The sequence below is a fragment of the Deinococcus koreensis genome, assembly GCF_002901445.1.
Lineage (GTDB): Bacteria > Deinococcota > Deinococci > Deinococcales > Deinococcaceae > Deinococcus > Deinococcus koreensis.
The window spans coordinates 1,641,961-1,659,784 of record NZ_PPPD01000001.1 but is presented as its reverse complement, the minus strand read 5'-3'; the positions used below and the strand labels follow the sequence as shown (position 1 = coordinate 1,659,784).

General features: G+C 68.7%; 16 protein-coding genes. 8 read left to right on the top strand and 8 right to left on the bottom strand.

Annotated features, from left to right (window positions below; genetic code table 11):
* The 6 genes from CVO96_RS07920 (at position 1) to CVO96_RS07895 (ending at position 6,726) form a co-directional block, all read left to right on the top strand.
* Positions 1-780, top strand: a complete 780-nt coding sequence (locus tag CVO96_RS07920) for an HAD family hydrolase (protein WP_103311764.1) — start codon at positions 1-3, stop codon at positions 778-780.
* 343 nt (positions 781-1,123) lie between these two features.
* Positions 1,124-1,978: a carbohydrate ABC transporter permease gene (locus tag CVO96_RS07915; RefSeq protein ID WP_243398220.1), complete on the top strand. Its 855-nt coding sequence runs from the start codon at positions 1,124-1,126 to the stop codon at positions 1,976-1,978.
* The gene (locus CVO96_RS07910; RefSeq protein ID WP_243398219.1) at positions 1,975-2,793 is read left to right on the top strand and encodes a carbohydrate ABC transporter permease; all 819 of its coding nucleotides are present in this window, start codon (positions 1,975-1,977) and stop codon (positions 2,791-2,793) included. The genes CVO96_RS07915 and CVO96_RS07910 overlap by 4 nt, the downstream gene beginning before the upstream one ends.
* 179 nt (positions 2,794-2,972) lie before the next feature.
* Positions 2,973-4,184, top strand: coding sequence for an ABC transporter substrate-binding protein (locus CVO96_RS07905; protein WP_103311763.1), 1,212 nt, complete (start codon positions 2,973-2,975; stop codon positions 4,182-4,184).
* Positions 4,185-4,456: 272 nt separating this feature from the next.
* Positions 4,457-5,878 carry a CehA/McbA family metallohydrolase gene (locus CVO96_RS07900; RefSeq protein WP_103311762.1) on the top strand — a complete coding sequence of 474 codons (1,422 nt, stop codon included), beginning with the start codon at positions 4,457-4,459 and terminating at the stop codon, positions 5,876-5,878.
* Positions 5,875-6,726 carry a sugar phosphate isomerase/epimerase family protein gene (locus CVO96_RS07895; RefSeq protein ID WP_103311761.1) on the top strand — a complete coding sequence of 284 codons (852 nt, stop codon included), beginning with the start codon at positions 5,875-5,877 and terminating at the stop codon, positions 6,724-6,726. Before CVO96_RS07900 ends, CVO96_RS07895 begins: the two co-directional genes overlap by 4 nt.
* Before the next feature lie 841 nt (positions 6,727-7,567).
* Here the strand turns inward: CVO96_RS07895 and tkt are convergent.
* The gene (gene tkt, locus CVO96_RS07880) at positions 7,568-9,541 is read right to left on the bottom strand and encodes a transketolase (protein WP_103311759.1); all 1,974 of its coding nucleotides are present in this window, start codon (positions 9,539-9,541) and stop codon (positions 7,568-7,570) included.
* Between the two features lie 137 nt (positions 9,542-9,678).
* Entirely contained in the window at positions 9,679-10,137 is a 459-nt protein-coding gene (locus CVO96_RS07875) for a GntR family transcriptional regulator (protein ID WP_165795238.1), read from the bottom strand.
* Between the two features lie 369 nt (positions 10,138-10,506).
* Between CVO96_RS07875 and CVO96_RS07870 the strand changes: the two genes are divergently transcribed.
* Positions 10,507-11,448, top strand: a complete 942-nt coding sequence (locus tag CVO96_RS07870; protein ID WP_103311757.1) for a GNAT family N-acetyltransferase — start codon at positions 10,507-10,509, stop codon at positions 11,446-11,448.
* A 232-nt stretch (positions 11,449-11,680) separates the two neighbouring features.
* The gene (locus CVO96_RS07865; protein WP_103311756.1) at positions 11,681-12,787 is read left to right on the top strand and encodes a GGDEF domain-containing protein; all 1,107 of its coding nucleotides are present in this window, start codon (positions 11,681-11,683) and stop codon (positions 12,785-12,787) included.
* Between the two features lie 208 nt (positions 12,788-12,995).
* On the opposite strand, the gene CVO96_RS07860 is transcribed toward CVO96_RS07865, so the two are convergent.
* The 6 genes from CVO96_RS07860 to CVO96_RS07835 form a co-directional block, all read right to left on the bottom strand.
* On the bottom strand, positions 12,996-13,478 hold the full coding sequence (locus CVO96_RS07860; protein ID WP_243398218.1) for a hypothetical protein: 483 nt from the start codon (positions 13,476-13,478) through the stop codon (positions 12,996-12,998).
* Entirely contained in the window at positions 13,466-14,641 is a 1,176-nt protein-coding gene (locus tag CVO96_RS07855; RefSeq protein WP_103311755.1) for a DUF1501 domain-containing protein, read from the bottom strand. Before CVO96_RS07855 ends, CVO96_RS07860 begins: the two co-directional genes overlap by 13 nt.
* A gap of 143 nt (positions 14,642-14,784) precedes the next feature.
* The gene (locus tag CVO96_RS07850) at positions 14,785-16,050 is read right to left on the bottom strand and encodes a DUF1800 domain-containing protein (protein ID WP_103311754.1); all 1,266 of its coding nucleotides are present in this window, start codon (positions 16,048-16,050) and stop codon (positions 14,785-14,787) included.
* Between the two features lie 24 nt (positions 16,051-16,074).
* A complete protein-coding gene (locus tag CVO96_RS07845; RefSeq protein ID WP_243398217.1) occupies positions 16,075-16,857 on the bottom strand; it encodes a transcriptional regulator in 783 nt (260 codons plus the stop codon).
* On the bottom strand, positions 16,854-17,123 hold the full coding sequence (locus CVO96_RS07840; protein WP_103311752.1) for a hypothetical protein: 270 nt from the start codon (positions 17,121-17,123) through the stop codon (positions 16,854-16,856). The genes CVO96_RS07845 and CVO96_RS07840 overlap by 4 nt, the downstream gene beginning before the upstream one ends.
* 45 nt (positions 17,124-17,168) lie before the next feature.
* A complete protein-coding gene (locus tag CVO96_RS07835; protein ID WP_341476168.1) occupies positions 17,169-17,723 on the bottom strand; it encodes an RNA polymerase sigma factor in 555 nt (184 codons plus the stop codon).
* Positions 17,724-17,824: the final 101 nt, after the last annotated feature.

The following is a 17,824-nucleotide window of genomic DNA, read 5'->3' as shown; positions in this document are numbered from 1 at the left end:
ATGCTGTTCGCCTTCGACCTCGACGGAACCATCATCACCAGAAACGATGAGCTGCCCGCGCCCACCCGCGCGGCCATCCTCGCCCTCCGGAACGCCGGGCATCAGGTCACGGTGATTACCGGACGCCACCACACGGGCGCCCAGCAGGCGCTCGCGGGTCTGGAGGTGAGCCGGCACTTCGGCACCTGCAACGGCGCGCGGGTTCACGCAGATGGCGACGACCATCATCTGGAGCGCCATCTGGACGGCGAGGTGGTGTCGTATCTGCTGGAGCGCTTCACCCCGGACAGCGCCCAGAACAGCGCCCAGTTCTTCCTGTCGACCCGCGACCGGATGTATGTCCGTGATCCCGCACATGAACGCTGGGATCGTGCCCGCCAGGACGGCCGGGAGCTGTGGACGCCCGCCGAGTATGGGGGCGAGGGCGCCCACAAGTTCATCCTGATGAGCGACCAGGCCGCCGGCCTGGCGACGGAGCTCTCCCGGCGCTTTCCCGAGAACGCCTACTACCTGTGGGAGCACAACTACCTGGAAGTGGTGGCGGCCGGAGCCGACAAGGGCCGGGCCCTGCAGCGGATCGCGGCCCACTACGGCATCGCGCAGTCGGACACCGTCGCCTTCGGCGATGGCCCCAACGACCTGGAAATGCTGTCCTGGGCGGGCCGGTCTATCGGCGTGGGAACGCTCGCCCCCGGGGTGGCTGAGCTCATCGACGATCATGTGCCCGGCCCCGAAGAACTGGGTGTGGCCCGCTGGCTTCAGCGGTATGTGCCCCTCTGATACGGATTCCGGTTCAACCCGTTATAGATAACGGGTTGAACCCGACCGAAGGGAGAAGGAAAAAGTACGGATGTCCGGAAATGGACGGAATCCGGATGAGCGGGGGGAAAGCCCCGGGCGTCAGCAGGCGGTCAGCGGGTGCGGCCTGACCTCGATGCCCTCCCTGTCCAGGCGGGGCGGGCCTGACCTGAGTGGCGGCCAGGAGGGGGGTTTTATCAGTTCGCTGTGATTGACAGGTCGCTGACTCCCGGTCGTTAGGTTCACGGCGGAGGTACGAGTGATCAAGACGCAAACACTACCCCGTGCCACCCGACCGGCGCGGTCAGAAGGGGGGCTCCACCTGTTGGGCGCCGCTCCCTACATCCTGCCCGCGCTGGTGGTCTTCGCCGTCTTCACGTACTATCCGCTGGGCCGGGTGATGTACCTGAGTCTCACGGACGCCGACATGCTCCAGCCGCGCCCCAATCTCGTCGGTCTGCAGAACTACTCCGCGATGTTCGCCAACCCGGAGTTCTGGCGGAGCATGACCGTCACCGCCATCTTCGCGCTGAGCGTGACCTTCCTGGAGGTAGCCCTGGGCATGGCGCTGGCCTTCCTGATGAACGCGCCGACCCGGCTGCAGCGCCTGCTGCGCGGGGCTGTTTTTACCCCGGTGGTGGTGTCCATCGCGGCCACGGCGGTGGTGTGGAACTACCTGCTCAGTCCGGCCTCCGGCCCGGTGAATCAGGCGCTCGGCGCGGTCGGCCTGCCGGGCCCGGGCTGGCTCAGCGACCCCAACACGGCGCTGGCCTCCGTGATCCTGGTCGCCACCTGGAAGGGCGTGGGTCTGCCGGCCGTGCTCTTCCTGTCGGGCCTGCAGGCCATTCCCCGCGAACTCGAGGAAGCGGCCGTGATCGACGGCGCCACCCGCGCCCAGGTGGCCGGGCGGGTCACCATCCCCCTGCTCGCCCCGACGACCATGGTGGTGTTCTTCATCTCGCTGGTCGGCACCTTCCAGTCCTACGGTCTGGTGCTGCTGCTGACCGGGGGCGGCCCGGCCGGCAGCACCAACCTGCTGGGCTACTACATCTACCAGAACGCCTTCTCCTTCTTCCAGATGGGCTTCGCCAGTGCGCTGTCGGTCGCGCTGTTCCTGCTCCTGCTGGGACTGGGGCTGCTGCAGCTGAAGCTCTCGGAACGCCGGGTGCACTACCAGTGAAGCCGCGTCAGGGAGTCCGCCTGGGCCAGGAACTGCTGTCGCTGCTCGTCAGCCTCGCTTTCCTGATGCCCCTGATCTGGATGGTGCTCGCCGCCTTCAAGGGCCAGAAGGAGGTGTTCGTCGGTGGCCTGCTGCCGGACACCTGGGTCTGGGAAAATTTCGTGGAGGCGTGGAAGGCCGCCCCCTTCGCGCAGTATCTGCTGAACTCCACCCTGATCTCGGTGGCGACCACCGCCTCGGTGCTGCTGACCAGCGCGCTCGCCGCCTTCGCGTTCGCCCGCATGACCTTCCCCGGCAAACATGCGCTGTTCATCCTGACGCTGGGCACCCTGATGATTCCGGGCGACGTGCTGCTCATCCCGAATTTCATCACCATCAAGCAGTTCGGCTGGGTGAACTCCTATCAGGCGCTGATCGTTCCCTTCACGGCCAGCGCCTTCGGCATCTTCCTGCTGCGCCAGGCCTTCCTCCGCACGCCGGTCGAGTTCGAGGAGGCCGCGAAGATCGACGGCGCCAGCACCGCGCAGTTCCTCTTCCGCATCCTGTTGCCCGTCAATGCCCCCGCCGTGAGCGCCCTGGGCGTCCTGACCTTCCTGGCGTCGTGGAACGCCCTGGTCTGGCCCCTGGTCGCCACCAACCGGGACAGCTACCGCACCGTTCAGGTCGGCCTGGCCAGCTTCTCGAACCTGGAGGGCAGCAACATCCCCGTCGTGATGGCCGCCACCGTGATCGTGGTGCTTCCGGTGCTGATCATCTATGCCCTGGCCCAGAAGTGGTTTATCGAGAGCGCGGCGGCCAGCGGCGTCAAGGGCTGAGCAGCCTTCTCCTGCGCGCCCGATAGCGCCACCCCTCCAGCCCCGTCATGACCCTACCTGCCAGTTTCCCGTTCCGGGCCAGACCAGTTCCAGGCCAGACCAGTTCCGGCTCAGACCCCTGCCCGGCACGCACGTCCGCACCCCACGGCCCCCCGCCCTCTCTCCCCACCGAGGTTCCGATGACCCGTACCCTGCTCTCCCTGTCCACCCTGCTGCTGCTCTCCTCCGCGTCCGCCAAGACCGAGGTCACCTTCCTGTACGGACTCGGCGGCGAGCTGGGCAAGGCCGTCGAGTCGATGGTCGCCGACTTCAACGCCGCGCAGGGCGACGTGACCGTGCGCACCGAGTTCGGCAACAACTATGAGGGCGTGGTGCAAAAGGCCCTGGCTGGCATCGCCGCCGGTCAGCCCGCCGCCGACATCCTTCACCTGGAAGTCGCGTATGTCCCCCGCCTCGCGGCCTCGGGCGCCCTGGTCGACGTCTCTGACCTTCCCGGCTTCAAGAAGAGCTTCGACGCCTTCTGGGGGGTCTTCCGGGCCCAGGTCAGCCGCCCCGACAAGGCGGTCTACAGCATGCCGTGGAACAACTCCAACCCGGTGATGTACTTCAACCCCGTCCTGCTCAAGAAAGCCGGGCTCAGCGCACCGCCGCGCACCTATCCGGAACTGCGTGAGGCCGCCAAGAAGATCACGGCCGCCACCGGGGTGCCCGCCATCGCCCTCTCCAGCTTTCCCTGGGTGCTGGAAGGGGCCATCTGGAGCAACGGCGGGGAGATGGTCAAGGGCGGGCGTCTGGCCCTCGATCAGCCCGCCGCCCGGGAGGTCATCACCCAGTGGGCCGGCTTCTTCAGGGACGGCTCGGCCGTGCTGCAGGGCCCCAACACCAACGCGGATTTCGCGGCCGGCAAGGTGGCGATGGTGATGAACAGCGTGGCCACCCGGCCCTCCTACAAGGCGAGTGTGCCGTTCAAGTTCGGCACGGCGCCCCTGCCCTTCTTCAAGAAGCCGGTCGTTCCGGTGGGGGGCGCGACCCTGGCGATCAGCAAGAACATCCCGGCCGACCGGCAGAAGGCCGCCTGGGCCTTCATCACCTGGCTGTCGCAGCCGGAGCAGCAGTTCAAGTGGATCAAGATGAGCAACTACGTGCCCATCACCCTGACGACGGCGAACCTGCCCGCCTTCAAGAAGTACATCGCGACCGACCGGGGGCTGGGCGTGGGCATCCAGCAGCTGCCCTACTCCCGGCCCCGGCCCAGCACCACCGGCTACGTGCAGGGCACCCAGGAGATCATCAAGTCCCTCGACAAGATCTTCGTGCAGAACGCGCCCATCGACGCGACCCTGAAGGATCTGGTGGAACGCACCGCGCCCCTGTTCAAAGACACGCAGTAATACCAACTCCGATTGAAGCCCGCACATGTGTGGGCTTCAATCCGACCGGACTTGCAAAGCTGCGCAGCAGAGGGAGAAGGAGAAAGTACGGATTCCGGGAGCGGGCAAGCGTCGCCAGCGGCGCTGTCCTGCCCGAGAAGATGGACGTGCATCCGGTGCCGTCCCGGATGTACGGGAATTGGACGGAATCCGTATAAGCCCTGGGGTGAGGCCCGCACCCAGGCCGGAGTCAGCGGCTGGGTGCGGTCGCCCCCTGGAGCGGGAGGACAACGATGATCACGGTGCCCACCGGGGAAGACCTGATGCTGGACGTGGAGGGTCAGGTTTCACCCCATCCGCGCGTCCATTACCTGCATCACGAGTTCGAAGTTCCAGCCGGCGTCTCCGGGCTGAGCGTGACCCTGCAGTTTCACAAGGAGCGGCAGTGCCAGCTGTTCCTGTCGCTGTTCGGCCCGGCGGGCTACCGGGGCACCCGCATGAATCCCGGTGCGCTGGGAGACGTGGTGCTGGAGCTGGAGCTGGGGGCAGGCTCGGCGTCCCCGGGCGCCCTGCCCGGGCAGATTGAGGCCGGCCTCTGGCGCGCACAGATCGATGTGGAATACACCGAGGAGACGACCGAATACCGGCTGACGGCCCGGGCGCAGGCCGGCGGGCCCGAGGCAAAAACACCCCAGGCAGAAACAGAGGTGGCGCCCAGGCGAGCGTCCACCAACGGGCGGCCCGGAGCCGGCTGGTATCGGGGAGAACTCCACGCGCATACCCATCACAGCGACGGCAAGGTCAGCGTCAGCGCTCTCGCGGGGGCGGCCCGGCGCTATGGACTCGATTTCCTGGCCCTGACCGACCACTTTACGGTGGCCGGCTGGCCGGAGCTGGAGGCTGAGGCGGGAAGCGACCTCGCCGTGCTGCGCTCGACCGAACTGACCGGGCACCGTGGCCACGCCAACCTGCATGGCCTGAGCGCCTGGGTCGATCCCTTCGTGGATGACCCTGACCGGGCCTGGGACATCAACGCGGTCGCCCACGAGGTTCATGCCCAGGGTGGACTCTTCGGCGTCAACCACGCCTTCTCGAACCGGCTGGGGTGGCGATACCACGAGTTCGACTGGTCGCTGTGCGACGTGTTCGAGATCTACCACCACCTCGAAGGTGCCAACAACGCAGCTCAGCTCAGCTTCTGGGATGGCCTGCTGCGGGCCGGCCACCGCATCACCGGCGTGGCCGGCACCGACTCGCACGATCCGCACGCGGGGCGCCACCGCCTGGGTCAGGTGGTGACCGTCCTGGGCGCCGCCGACCTCGACCCGCCGGGTCTGATCGGCGCCCTGAAAGCCGGCCGCGCCTACGTCTCGCTCGGGCCGGGCCTCCGCTTCAGCGCCGAGGCGGATTCCCTGAGGGTCGAGATGGGCGGTACCCTCCCCGTCTCGGACACGGTCACCCTCCACGTCGGCCTGGCGGGCTTGGCCTTCCCGGTGAGGGTGTTCGTGATCAAGAACGGGCTGTATCACGCCCACCTCGACCTTGGGGCGGGCGAGGCCAACACCGAGCTGGAGTTCACGGACTCGCAGCCGGTGCCCGGCTATTACCGCATCGAGGTCTACGCCCGCCCCGCTCAGAGTGAATTCTCGGGCGGACGGGACTGGCAGAACACCCTGCTGCTGTCCAACCCTATCTACATCGGAGAGAGACCATGACCACCCTGCATCCCACTGCGTTGTCCATCCCGCCCGTGCCGGCCCTGCCGCTGCTCGGTGCGGCCATGCCCTCGTCCGCTCTCCCGTCCCAGCGCGACTGGCTCCAGGCCGGCCGCGACCTCGAACTTCAGGACGCCGTCTCCCACCTCGTCCTGGACGCCGACTGGCAGGCGCATGCCGCCCGCATCAGGGCGGATCTCGGTGAATACCCTGGCCGCCTCGGGATTCACGGGCCGTTCTGGGGTCTGACGGTCATGGCGAGTGATCCGGCCGTGAGGGCCGTCACGGTGGCGCGGCTGCAGCGGGGACTGGAGTTCGCGGCCGCACTGGGCGCCACCCATATGGTCATCCACAGCCCTTTCGACTTCTTTGGACATCCCCTGGTGGCCCACACCTCCAGCACCGGCCTGGGCGACCAGATCGGCGTGGTACACGACACCCTGAGAGAGGTCGTGGCTCTGGCGCAGAGCGTGGGCTGCACGCTGATGATGGAAAACATCCGCGACCTGAACCCCGCGCCGCTGCTGGCCCTGGTGCGCTCGTTCGGCAGCGAGTCCGTCCGGGTGAGCATCGATGTCGGGCATGCCCACCTGATGCAGTCCAGGGGCGGGCCGTCCCCCGATCACTGGATCGTGGAGGCGGGCGAGTTGCTGGGCCACCTTCATCTCCAGGACAACGACGGCATGCTGGATCGCCACTGGCGGCCCGGGCAGGGCACCATTCACTGGCCCGCCGTGTTCCGTGCCCTGCGGGACGTCGGCGGTGAGCCCCGGCTCATCCTGGAAATTCCACCGGGCGAGATCGAAGCGGGGATCCGGTTTCTCTCCAAGGCGGATCTGGCCCGTTAAGTCCCCCGCCGCTCCCATGGCGAGTTTCCGGAAGGTTGCCGGAATCTCTCTATTCCTGCTGCGACGCACACCCTGCTGCACGACCTGCAGCCCTTCAGAGAGAAGCAGGATCAGGCGTTCGAGGCTGGCAAGATCACGCAGTTTGCAATCCTCCAGGCCCAACAAACCACTGCCGTCATCATCCCTCCACACTCCATGAGCGACCCAGCGTCCTGCAGCGCGTGGACGGTCAGCGAATTGACCTCATACGGAATCCGTCCTCGGTTCTTCTCCAGCCGGATGGAACCCGCATCTCTGCAGAATTCAATCGGAGTCCGTAGCACCAGGCGCCAGCCCGGCCGAGACCACGTCGAAGCGGTCGCCGGCGCGGTGTTCCAGCAGCACCTGGGCAACCGGGGAGCAGCCAGCCTGACTGTCAGCCCACTCCCTGAAGGGGTTGAAGGGGAGGATGGATGCTACGCAAAAACCTTCCATGTTCCCGAAGCTCTCTCCATGTTGACCCGTGGGTGAGGCGTCCTCCCACGCGCCTTCCCCGGAGCTGAGGCGTGACCAACGCGTGACGAACACGAGCATGCATGTCCGTCTCCGTCCGAAGATCGGCGCAACGAAGTGATCTGAAAAAACTGTCTCCGACACGTTCTTTTTGCCGCATCTGTAGACCAGCGTAGACGTCCGTAGAGGTGGCCGGGGCTTTCTTCTGGCACGAAAAACCCCGCTGCTATGCGGGGTTTGTTGTTTGGCGCCGCGACACTGCTGGATCAGGAACTGCCGAGCGTTCAGGCTCCCTGGGTGCGCGAGGGGACGCCGGGGTAAGCCCGGTCGCCCCCTGCCCAACGCCGGCTTACAGCGCCGCCCTGACCACCTTCACCACGTTCTCCACGCTGAAGCCGAACTTCTCGAAGAGGGTGGCGGCCGGGGCCGAGGCGCCGAAGGTGTCCATGCCGATTACCGGGCCGCCCTGCGTCCACTCGTACCAGGGGCCCTTGCTGGCGGCCTCGATGGCCACCCTCTTCACGCCGGGCGTGAGCACCGAGTCGCGGTAGGCCTGATCCTGGGCGCGGAACACTTCCATGCAGGGCATCGAGACCACCCGCGTCCGGGTGCCCTCGGCGTTCAGCGCCGTGGCGGCCTCGATGGCCAGACTGACCTCGCTGCCCGAGGCGATCAGGATGACCTGGGCGTTCCCACCCTCGGCGTCCTGGACGACGTAGGCGCCCTTCTTCACGCCGGCGTGGTTGCGCGGCAGGATGGGCAGATCCTGGCGCGAGAGGGCGATGGCGGTGGGGCCCTTGTCGTACTCCAGGGCCATCTGCCACGCGGCGGCCGTCTCGTTGGCGTCGGCGGGCCGGATCACGTGGGCGCCGGGCACCGCGCGCAGCATGGCGAGCTGGTCGATGGGCTGGTGGGTCGGGCCGTCCTCGCCCAGGCCGATCGAGTCGTGCGTGAGGACGTAGGTCACGGGCTGCATCTGGATGGCGCTGAGGCGGAACGCCGGCTTCAGGTAGTCCGCGAAGACCAGGAAGGTGCCCACGAGCGGGCGCAGGCCGCCGTAGAGGCTCAGGCCGTTGCCGGCGGCGGCCATCCCGAACTCGCGCACCCCGAACAGCACGTTGCGGCCCGCGTAGTCGCCGGGCTGGATCTCGCCGCCGTCCTTGATGGTCGTCTTGGTGCTGCCCGACAGGTCCGCGCTGCCGCCCATCAGACCGGGCACCACCTTCGCCAGCGCGTTGATCACCTCGCCCGAGGCGTTGCGGGTCGCCACCGCCTTGCCGCCGACCTCGTAACTGGGCAGCAGTTCCGAGAGGGTGGCGGGCAGGTCGCGGGCCAGCAGGGCGTCCACTTCCTGGCCCAGTTCGGGGTGGGCGGCGCGGTAGCCGTCCATCATCGTGTTCCAGTCGGCCTCCAGCGCCGCGCCGCGCCCGGTGGCGTCCATGTGGGCGCGCACCTCGTCCGGCACGGTGAAGGGCGGGTACTCCCAGCCCAGGGCCTGCTTGGTCTCGGCCACGCCTTCTGCGCCCAGCGGCTCGCCGTGGGCCTTGGAGGTGCCGGCGCGTGGGCTGCCGAAGCCGATGACCGTGCGCACCTGGATCAGCGTGGGCTGCGCCGTGTTGGCCTTCGCCTGGGTAATGGCGCGGCGGATCTCGTCCAGGTCGGTGCCGTCCCCCACCTTCAGCACCTCCCAGCCGTAGGCGCGGTAGCGCGCGGCGGTGTCCTCGGACTCGGCCTTGCTCGTGGCGGTGTCGAGCTGCACCTGATTGTCGTCGTGCAGCCAGATCAGCTTGCCCAGCCCCAGGTGCCCGGCCAGCGCCGCCGACTCGTGGTTCACGCCCTCCTGCAGGTCGCCGTCGCCCAGGATGGAGTAGACGTGGTTGTCGAAGATGGGGAAGCCGTCTTTGTTGTAGCGCGCGGCCAGGTGCGCCTCGGCCAGCGCCATACCGACCGTCATCGCGGCGCCCTGGCCGAGCGGGCCGGTGGTGGCGTCCAGGCCGGGCGTGTGGAAGAACTCCGGGTGGCCGGGGGTCTTGGAGCCCCACTGGCGGAAGTTCCTGAGTTCCTGTAGCGGCATGTCGTAGCCGGTCAGGTGCAGCAGCGAGTAGATCAGCATCGAGGCGTGCCCGGCCGACAGCACGAAGCGGTCGCGCCCGGCCCACTCGGCGTGCTTCGGGTTGAAGCGCAGGAACTCCTGCCACACCACGTAGGCCATGGGCGCGGCGCCCAGCGGCGCCCCCGGATGCCCGGAGTTGGCGGCCTGCACGCCATCGATGGACAGCGTGCGAATGGTGTTGATGCTCAGCTGCGCGACGTCATTTGCCATGCCCCATCCTAGCGCGGGGGGAGATGGTGTACACAGTACACTTATAGATCAGGCCTTTAGGGAGGCCTGGATTCGGCACCCGGAAGTGTACAGAAACAGAGGCTGTGCGGCCCCTGCCCGGACTCCAGTGGCGCGGCTCAGGACAGTGGTGCAGCCCCAGGGACAGCGTTGTCCGCGTCCAGCCCCTCGTCCAGCAGCACGGCCTCCAGGGCGGCGCGCAGGTCGTCGCCCCTGATCCCGGCGGCCCGCAGGTCGCGGGTGTGCCGCTGCCAGCCCTGCAGGGCCGAGCGCTGCTCAAGCGACCCCTGCCACGCCCCGGCCGCGACCACCGTGCCCGCCCCCGCCCGGCTGACGGTCAGGCCGTCGCGGCCCAGCGCGGCGTAGGCCTTGGCGACCGTGTTCGGCGCCAGGGCCAGCGCCGCCGCCAGGCTCCGCACGGGCGGCAGGGCGTCTCCGGGACGCAGGCTGCCCCCTTCGATCAGCCGGGTCAGCGCCCGGCGAAGCTGGGCCGAGGCCGGCACGTGGCTGCCCGGGTCGAGGCTGCCCAGTTCGAGGCTGCTTTTCAGGGCGTCCATCACTGCGGCGTCGGGGGTCATGGTGGCCTGACCATCGGCGCTGCGCGGCCGGGTGTCAAGGGTGGAGCCGCAGGGGCCCCTTCCATGGCGCGCCCCCACCACAGGGGATGGGGGCGCGGACTGCTGGCTGGGTTGGGGCTTCTCAGTCCCTCCGGGCTGGCCTTCGAACACACCACGGCGTTCCCGTTCCGGTATCAGCATAATACGCCCCGTGCGTAATGCTGTCAAGGCTATCTGTGAATGGAGCATGAGTATGAATAGCCGGGCCTCTCGACATTCACCGCCCTGCCCGTTGCCCGCGCTCCGGCAGCCGGGCGCATATGCGGCGATCAGCCATCTGGCTTAAAGCCCCGGTTCGCCTGGGTCTGCCCGCTGGGTCACCATAGGGCCATGCCTGATTCCCTGCCGACCCTCGAGGACACGCCCTTCACGCTACGCCCCTTCCAGAATGCCGACGCCGACGCCGTGGCCAGGCTGGTCACGCAGGGGGTGCGCGGGCACTGGACTTACCGCCCCGAGCAGTTCAGGGTGTCCGCCGATCCACTGCGGCGCCGGCTGGTGGCCGTCCGTGGCCCCGAGGTCGTGGCGACCGCTCAGCTGTCGCCCTTCGGGGACGCCACTCCGGACGCCCTGCGCCTCGATCTGGCGGGTGACGGCGAGGCGTTCACGCCGCTGTACCTGGCCTTCCTCGCCGCCCTGCCGGAGCGCTTCGCGCGCCTGCTGGGCGTGACCCGCGAGGATTTCGGCGAGCAGATGGACTTCTTCCACGCGGCCGGCTTCCGCAACGCCTGGCAGTCGTGGGGCGCCCACCTCGACCTGCCGGGCTTCGACCCGGCCCGCTTCCAGCCCCGGGAGGAACGGCTCTTTCTGGCCGGCTACGAGATGTCGCGGCTCGATCCGGAGGCGCCAGCTGCCGACTGGGACGCTGTGTACGCGCTCTTCTTGCAGGGCGTGGCCGACGCGCCGCGCAATCCCACCACCACCTCCGACCCCCGAACCCGCGAAGACCTGCGTTCCATCATCTGCCAGGAGGAGGCGGCGTTCGTCACCCGCTGGCGTGGGCAGATCGTGGCCCTGACCCGCCTGACTCCGGATGGCGATGAGGTCGAGAGCGAGGGCACCGTCACCGAGCGGGGACACCGCTCACGCGGGCTCGCCACCGCCCTGAAAGCCCACGCGCTGGCCTGGGCGAAGGCCGAGGGCTTCACGCACGCGGGCACGGGCGGCACGGTGCTGAACCTGCCCATGCTGCGCGTGAACGCTCGCCTGGGGTACGTTCCCGAACGCCTGTGGATCACCTGGGAACAGCGCCTGACCCTGCCCCGGCGCTGACCGGGGGGCACGCCGAGAGGCCCTCGACGTTCCTGAAGCATTTGTCGAAAGAGCGGTTCACTTTTGACCGAACGGAGTGAGTGGATTGAATGGAGTCTTTGGGGCTTGCAAAGCTGCGAAGCAGAGAATGGAAGCATCAGACGCAGTTTGGCTGAGGCTGTCATTCGGATAAATGCTCTCAAAGCGGGCCTTCTGAAAGAAATGTGCAGGACTTCCGGCTCTAGCATGGGGTATGCCGGTGGCCGTTCCGCCCGAGCAGCACCTGGATCTCACACGCCGCAGGGGCTATCTGTTCGGCTGTCTGGGCGCCGCCGTCGCCTACGGCGTGCTGAGCATCGACGGGTGGGCGGCCGGGGACTGGCGGCCGCTGGTCGGGATGGCGGTCTGTAGCCTGCTCATCCTGACCGTGCTTGACCGCCGGATCACCCTGCAGCGCCTCGACGGGCTGCTGGGCCTGGCCTCGGACTTCGGGGCGCTGTTCATGCTCTGGAGCGTCTTCCACAACGCCGGGCCGTTCAGCGCCCAGACCATGCTGATGTTCAGCATCTTCCTCGTGGTGTGGTTCGGTGTGCGGGCGTTCAGGGCGGCCGTGATCCGCGCCGCTCTGCTGTGTGCGGGCATCCTCCTGATCGGCCTGTTGCGCCAGCCGCCGGAACCCATCCCTGTGCTGTATTTCGTGTTCCTGGCCTTTCTGGTCGGGCAGATGACCTTCGCGGGGCGGCAGATCCGCCAGGAAGCCTCGGCCCGCGCCCACTACGCCGATCTGGCCCTGACCGATCCGCTGACCGGCCTGCTCAACCGCCGCGCCCTGTACGAAACGCTGCAGGCCCACTACACCCGGCAGGCGTCGGCGTCCCGGCCGGCCCCAGACGGGGGCGGGAAGGGCTGGCGGGCTCCGGGGCGGCGCGAGACGAGACCGGGCAAGACAGGAGGGGGCGAAACAGGGCTGGGCGTCCTGCTGCTGGATCTGGATCACTTCAAGACCATCAACGACAGTTATGGGCACGACATCGGTGACCGTGTGCTGCAACACGTGGCCGGGGTGCTGGAGGGCTGCGCCGCGCCGGGGGATCAGGTGGCGCGCTGGGGCGGCGAGGAGTTCCTGATCCTGGTGTCCACCAGCGAGAGATCGGCACTGGAGCAGCGCTGTCACCGTATCCTGGCCGCCCTGCGCACCATCCACAGCGGCCTGCCCCCGGTGACCCTGAGTATCGGCATGGCCCACGCCAGCGAGGCCCCGGACGTGGACAGCCTGCTGCGCCTCGCGGACCGGCGCCTGTACCGCGCCAAGCGCGATGGCCGCGACCGCATGAACAAGGACACGCTGCTGAACCTCTGATACCCATTGCGGCCCAGTCGCTCAAACTTGAGCGATTGGGCCCGACCGAAGGGAGAAGCAACCAGGACGCGTGGCGCGATGTGGAGGAACCTCCGGCGCTCTCCCGGAGGTTCCGGAATGAAGCGCAACGCGTATGAGCCCGGGGATCGGCTGTGGATGGAGCCTGGAGCAGTTCTCCAGCCACGCGGAGAACAGGATGTCCCGTCTGTCAGCGCCGGGCCTTGACCTCCGGCGGCGCGTACTGAGCTATCCCACCTGCGCCCTCGAAGGCGGCCTGCAGCTCCTTCAGGGGCCTGTCCGGCACGCTCTCCCGGTCGCCGGGCAGGGTGCGGGCGTAGACCTCCAGCGCGTCCAGGTAGCCGTCCCCGTCGGCGTCCCCTCCAGCCTTCAGGGTCGCGTACAGGACTTCGGGGAACTTCGCCTTCCCCCCCGCCTTCGCGTCGGCCTGGAACGCCGCCTGGATGGCCTGTCCGAACGGATTCCAGGGCGCCCCGCCCGAGTCCTTCACGTGACAGAAGGTGCAGGCCATGACCCGGCGGTCGAGTTCCCACAGCGCGTTTCCTGTGTCGTAATGCAGCTGCGGGATGGCCTGAATGCGGAAGCGCGGCATGGCCAGGGCGGCGGGAACCGACAGGGCCACCAGCGCGACCAGCACGCCCGGCAGCAGTCTGACGGTGTTTAAGCCACCCACGCCGGCCCCCTGAAGTCGCCGCCCAGGATGGCCCTGGCGTCCAGCGACAGCCATTTGGTCAGCGCCTCGGCGTAGACCCCCCGGAAATCCTGGCGGTACTTGATGTCGCCTTCGGCCAGGTCTTCCAGATCGGGGCTGTCTCCATGCACACCGCCCTTCACGCCCTTGCCCAGCGCGAACATCACGCTGCCCTTGCCGTGGTCGGTGCCGGCCGAGTCGTTCTCGGCGACCCGCCGCCCGAACTCGGAGAAGCCCATCACGATGACCTGGTCGGCCAGGCCCTGCCGCTCCAGATCGGTCTGGAAGGCGCTCAGGCCGCCCGCCAGGTCTGCGAGCAGCTCGTCCTGCTCGGCGCGCTGGCCGGCGTGGGTGTCGAAGCCGCCCAGCGACACGTACAGCACCCGCTGGCCCACCCCGGCGGCGATCAGGCGGGCGGTGTCGCGCAGCTGCCCGGCGAACTTGGTCTCGGGATACGTGGCGCCGGCCTTGTACTTCTTCACGTTGGCCTGCACGCGCGCCGTGTTGCTCATCATCTGCCGGGTGGCGCGCACCAGATAGTCGGCCTCGCCGCTGCGGGGGGTGCCCAGGACATCCTGAAACGCCGTGCTCAGCCCCTCGGGCAGCTTGAGCTGGAAGTTGTCCACCCCGTCGATGCTGGGCAGGCTGAACTCCGAGGCCCGCAGCGCCAGCGGGGTCGAGGCGCCGATGTTGCTGGCGCAGAAGGGATCCCCGATCTTCTCGGCGATCCTCCCGATCCAGCCCTCGGCCTGCGCCTGCGCGGGGTCGGCGGTGTGCCAGATCGCCATCGAGGCGAAGTGGCTGCGGTTCGGGTTGGGGTAGCCCACGTTTTCCATCCAGGCGAAGTGCCCGGCGTCCCACAGGCCCATCAGCGGCTTGAACGAGGGATGCAGGCCCAGGTCGCCGCCCAGCGTGAGCACGTCCTTTTTGGGAATGGCGATGGTGGGCCGCGCCGCATAGTAGGCCGGATTGGAATACGGAATCAGGGTGTTCAGCCCGTCGTTGCCGCCCGTGAGCTGGATCACCACCAGGGTCTTGCCGCCGGCCCCGGCCTGAGCGGCGGCCCGCGCCAGAAAGCCCGGCATCCCGGTGGTTGCCGCCACGGCGACGGCGGAGAGTTTCAGGAAATCGCGTCTGTTGGTCATGGGGAACCTCGGAGGAAGGGGTGAGCTCTGGGCTATGAGCTCTGAGCGAGAGGCAGCGGGGGGGCTGTTCGAATTGCAGCCCGAGCTCAGAGCGGGCAACAGTCGTTGGGTCGTGCTGGTTCACAGCTCAGAGCTCATAGCCTTCACGCCAGCTGGAATTCGGGGCTGATCAGGGTCAGGTAGGTGCGCTGGCGGGGGTTGAGGCTGCTCAGGGCGCCCGCCAGCGGCGAGCGTTCGCGGCCCACCAGCGCCAGATCGGAGGGTGCGGGGGTGTCCCTGGGGGCGTTCTTGCCCAGCGTGAAGGCGGCGGCAACCTGCAGGCGCAGCAGCAGGGTGGAATCGTTGATCCACTCGCGGCCGCCGTCCCAGCCCTTCACGGTGTCGGGTTTCAAGAGTTCCTGGCCCATGCGCCCGGCGGTGGCGCTCAGGGCCAGCACCTGCTTGGGCTCCAGCCGCGGGCCGCCCAGCGTGCGCACCGTGCCCACCACGTACTCGACCGGCGAGCGGATGATCCGCGCCCGGCTGGCGTAGAAGACCTCGCTGCTCAGCAGTTCCTCCAGCACGGCGCGCACGTTGCCCCCGCTACGCCGGAAGGTCTCGGCGCTGCCCTGCACGGCGTTCTCGTCGGGCGTGTCGGCCACGAAGGCGCGGTGCAGCTTGCGCGAGATGAACACGGCCGTCTGCGGGTGGGTGCTCGCCAGCCGGATCACGTCCTCGCCGCTGAACGTGCCCGTCTGGCCCAGGTAGGTCTTGCGGCCCGTGTCGTGCTGCTTGGGGTTAAACACGAAGGTCTGCTTCTCCAGGAAGTTCTTGTTGCCGCGCCCGCCGGTGAACGTCCAGCCGCTCAGCGCCCGCGCGCCCTCGCGCACGTCGTCTTCGGTGTAGTGGCCGATGCCGGTGGTGAACAGCTCCAGCAGCTCGCGGCTGAAGTTCTCGTTGGGTTTGCCCTTGCGGTTCTGGTCGTTGTCGAGGTAGCGCAGCATGGCCGGCGACTGCGCGACCTCCAGCGTGAAGCGCCCGAAGCTCTCGGTGGCCGCCTGCCGCCGCAGCAGCGCCAGGTAGCCCGAGAGCGCCGAGTGGTTCCGCACCTTGTCGGTGCCCACCACGAAATGATTGCTCCAGGTCAGCGCCAGCTTCTCGCGCAGCGGATGCGGGCCGTACATCAGCTCGTACAGCCAGCCCGCCCGCGTGAGCTGCAGCATCGCGCCGGGGGTGGCGCCGGTGGAGGGATCGAAGGGACTGTCGGCGGCCAGGCGCTGGTCGAAGTTCAGCGCCTGACGGGCCACGTCGGCAGCCCCCCGGCCGCTCAGGGCGCGGATCTGGGCATCGGTCGCGCCGAAGGCGGTGCGGCGCAGGAAGTGCGCGGCGTCCTCGGCCGACAGTTTCTGGGTGTGGGGCTTCAGGCTCATGCAGTCTCCTCTGGACGGTGGAACTTATTCCTTGGAGTCCGCCACGGGCACAAAAGTTCCCAGGCCCGCTTCGTCCACCCCGCGCACCCCCTCCAGTGCCCGCTTCAGCTCGCCCGGCGGCAGGTTCCCGACCAGCCACACGAAGCCTGCGCCCACCCGCCGCGTCGCCACGCCCGGCGCGGCCCGCACACTCTTCGGGGCCGTGACCAGCGCCAGCACGTTCAGCCCGTCGCTGAGGGTCACGTCCAGCCCGCCGCCCTCCCGGCGCCTGACCTCGACCGGCGTGAACCCGGCGGGGAGCCGCAGCCCCGGCACCGCCCTCAGCAGCGCGGCCCGCAGCCCGGCGGGGGGCGCGGACACGCCCAGATTGACCCTCGACAGCTTCGCGTTCACCTTCTGGAACACCGCGCGGCGGGCCAGCTCGCCCTGCGCCGTGCGTTCCTCGAAGGCCAGCGGCACGTTCCACTCCTGATCGATCCACAGTGTCCAGCGCGCCGCCTGTCCGGCTCTGGCATTCAGCTCGTAGCGCACCGTGGGCCGCCCCGCGACCGGCTCGCCCTCCCCCCGCGTGGCCTCGAAGGTCTTGCCCAGCAGGCCCGGTCGGATGGGCAGGGCCGGCAGCGCTCCCACAGTGCGGGTGGGCACGGCCCGGGGCGGAAACAACACCGTGACCTCGACCTGCCCCCGCGCCGCGAAGGAGCGGGCCTTCTTCAGCGCCGCCAGCAGGTCGTCCAGATCGCTGGCCCCGGCCTGAGACACCAGCGCCTGAGATGCCAGCAGCAGGGCCAGGGGCGCCGCCCGCCTCACCACCCCTCTCCCAGCGCACTCTGATACGCGTCGTAGGCCGCGCTCGACGGCAGCGCTCCATCCGGGCGCAGCGCCAGCAGGCCCGTGACCACCGCCGCCGACGCCAGCAGCGCCGAGATCCAGCCCGCCCGCACGGTGCGGGTCTGTGACCGTTGCTGGGCCACCCGCTGCCGGTGCCCGCTCAGAAACCGTTCGGCCGCGCCTCTGTCCGCTTCCGTCTCTGTCCGCGCTCCAGCGAACAGCTCATCCAGTTCACGCTCATTCATCGTCTCTCCCCATCTTTTGCCTTCAGCCCTCTGCCCTCTGCATCCTCACGGCCCCACCCCCGCCCGGGTCAGCCACTCGCGCAGCGCGGCGCGGCCCCGGTTGATGCGGCTTTTCACGGTGCCCAGCCCTGCGCCGGTGATCTCGGCGATTTCGGCGTACTCCAGGCCCGAGAGTTCACGCAGGCTCACGGCCTCGCGCTGGTCTCTGGGCAGCGTCTGCAGGGCCTGGGCCAGCCGGCTCCGCAGGTCGGCCCGCTCGCCGGCCCCCACCGGATCGTGGGGTGCGGCGGGTTCGGGCATGTCGCCCAGAGAGAGGTTCTGGCGGGCCCCCAGCGCCCTGTAACAGGCGTTCAGGGTGACGCGGTGCAGCCAGGTGGAGAACTGCGCCTCGCCCCGGAAGCCCGGGAGGCCCCGGTACACCGCGATGAACACGTCCTGCACCACGTCGTCGGCCGCGCCCGGCCCCACGTTGAGCGCTGCGAGCCGGTGGATGGCCGGGGCGTGGCGGGTCACCAGCACCTCGAAGGCCCGCTCGTCGCGCACGGCGAGGCGCACGAGTTCGGCGTCCGGGAGAAGGGCGTAGGGATCATTCAAGGTCACCTCATACCTTAGAGGGGAGAGGCGCTGCAAAAGTTCCACGGGGGCGTGCCGGGGCGCCCGGCCTGCGCTGGAGGCGGTCTGCGGCCCGGCCGGCGGCTCCC

Excerpts from the sequence above, each read along its gene's own strand:
- CVO96_RS07855 (WP_103311755.1), bottom strand. The coding sequence starts at position 14,641 with ATGACCAACAGACGCGATTTCCTGAAACTCTCCGCCGTCGCCGTGGCG.
- CVO96_RS07875 (WP_165795238.1), bottom strand. The coding sequence starts at position 10,137 with ATGACCCCCGACGCCGCAGTGATGGACGCCCTGAAAAGCAGCCTCGAA.
- CVO96_RS07905 (WP_103311763.1), top strand. The coding sequence starts at position 2,973 with ATGACCCGTACCCTGCTCTCCCTGTCCACCCTGCTGCTGCTCTCCTCC.
- CVO96_RS07900 (WP_103311762.1), top strand. The coding sequence starts at position 4,457 with ATGATCACGGTGCCCACCGGGGAAGACCTGATGCTGGACGTGGAGGGT.
- tkt (WP_103311759.1), bottom strand. The coding sequence starts at position 9,541 with ATGGCAAATGACGTCGCGCAGCTGAGCATCAACACCATTCGCACGCTG.
- CVO96_RS07865 (WP_103311756.1), top strand. The coding sequence starts at position 11,681 with ATGCCGGTGGCCGTTCCGCCCGAGCAGCACCTGGATCTCACACGCCGC.
- CVO96_RS07895 (WP_103311761.1), top strand. The coding sequence starts at position 5,875 with ATGACCACCCTGCATCCCACTGCGTTGTCCATCCCGCCCGTGCCGGCC.
- CVO96_RS07850 (WP_103311754.1), bottom strand. The coding sequence starts at position 16,050 with ATGAGCCTGAAGCCCCACACCCAGAAACTGTCGGCCGAGGACGCCGCG.
- CVO96_RS07920 (WP_103311764.1), top strand. The coding sequence starts at position 1 with ATGCTGTTCGCCTTCGACCTCGACGGAACCATCATCACCAGAAACGAT.
- CVO96_RS07840 (WP_103311752.1), bottom strand. The coding sequence starts at position 17,123 with ATGAATGAGCGTGAACTGGATGAGCTGTTCGCTGGAGCGCGGACAGAG.
- CVO96_RS07870 (WP_103311757.1), top strand. The coding sequence starts at position 10,507 with ATGCCTGATTCCCTGCCGACCCTCGAGGACACGCCCTTCACGCTACGC.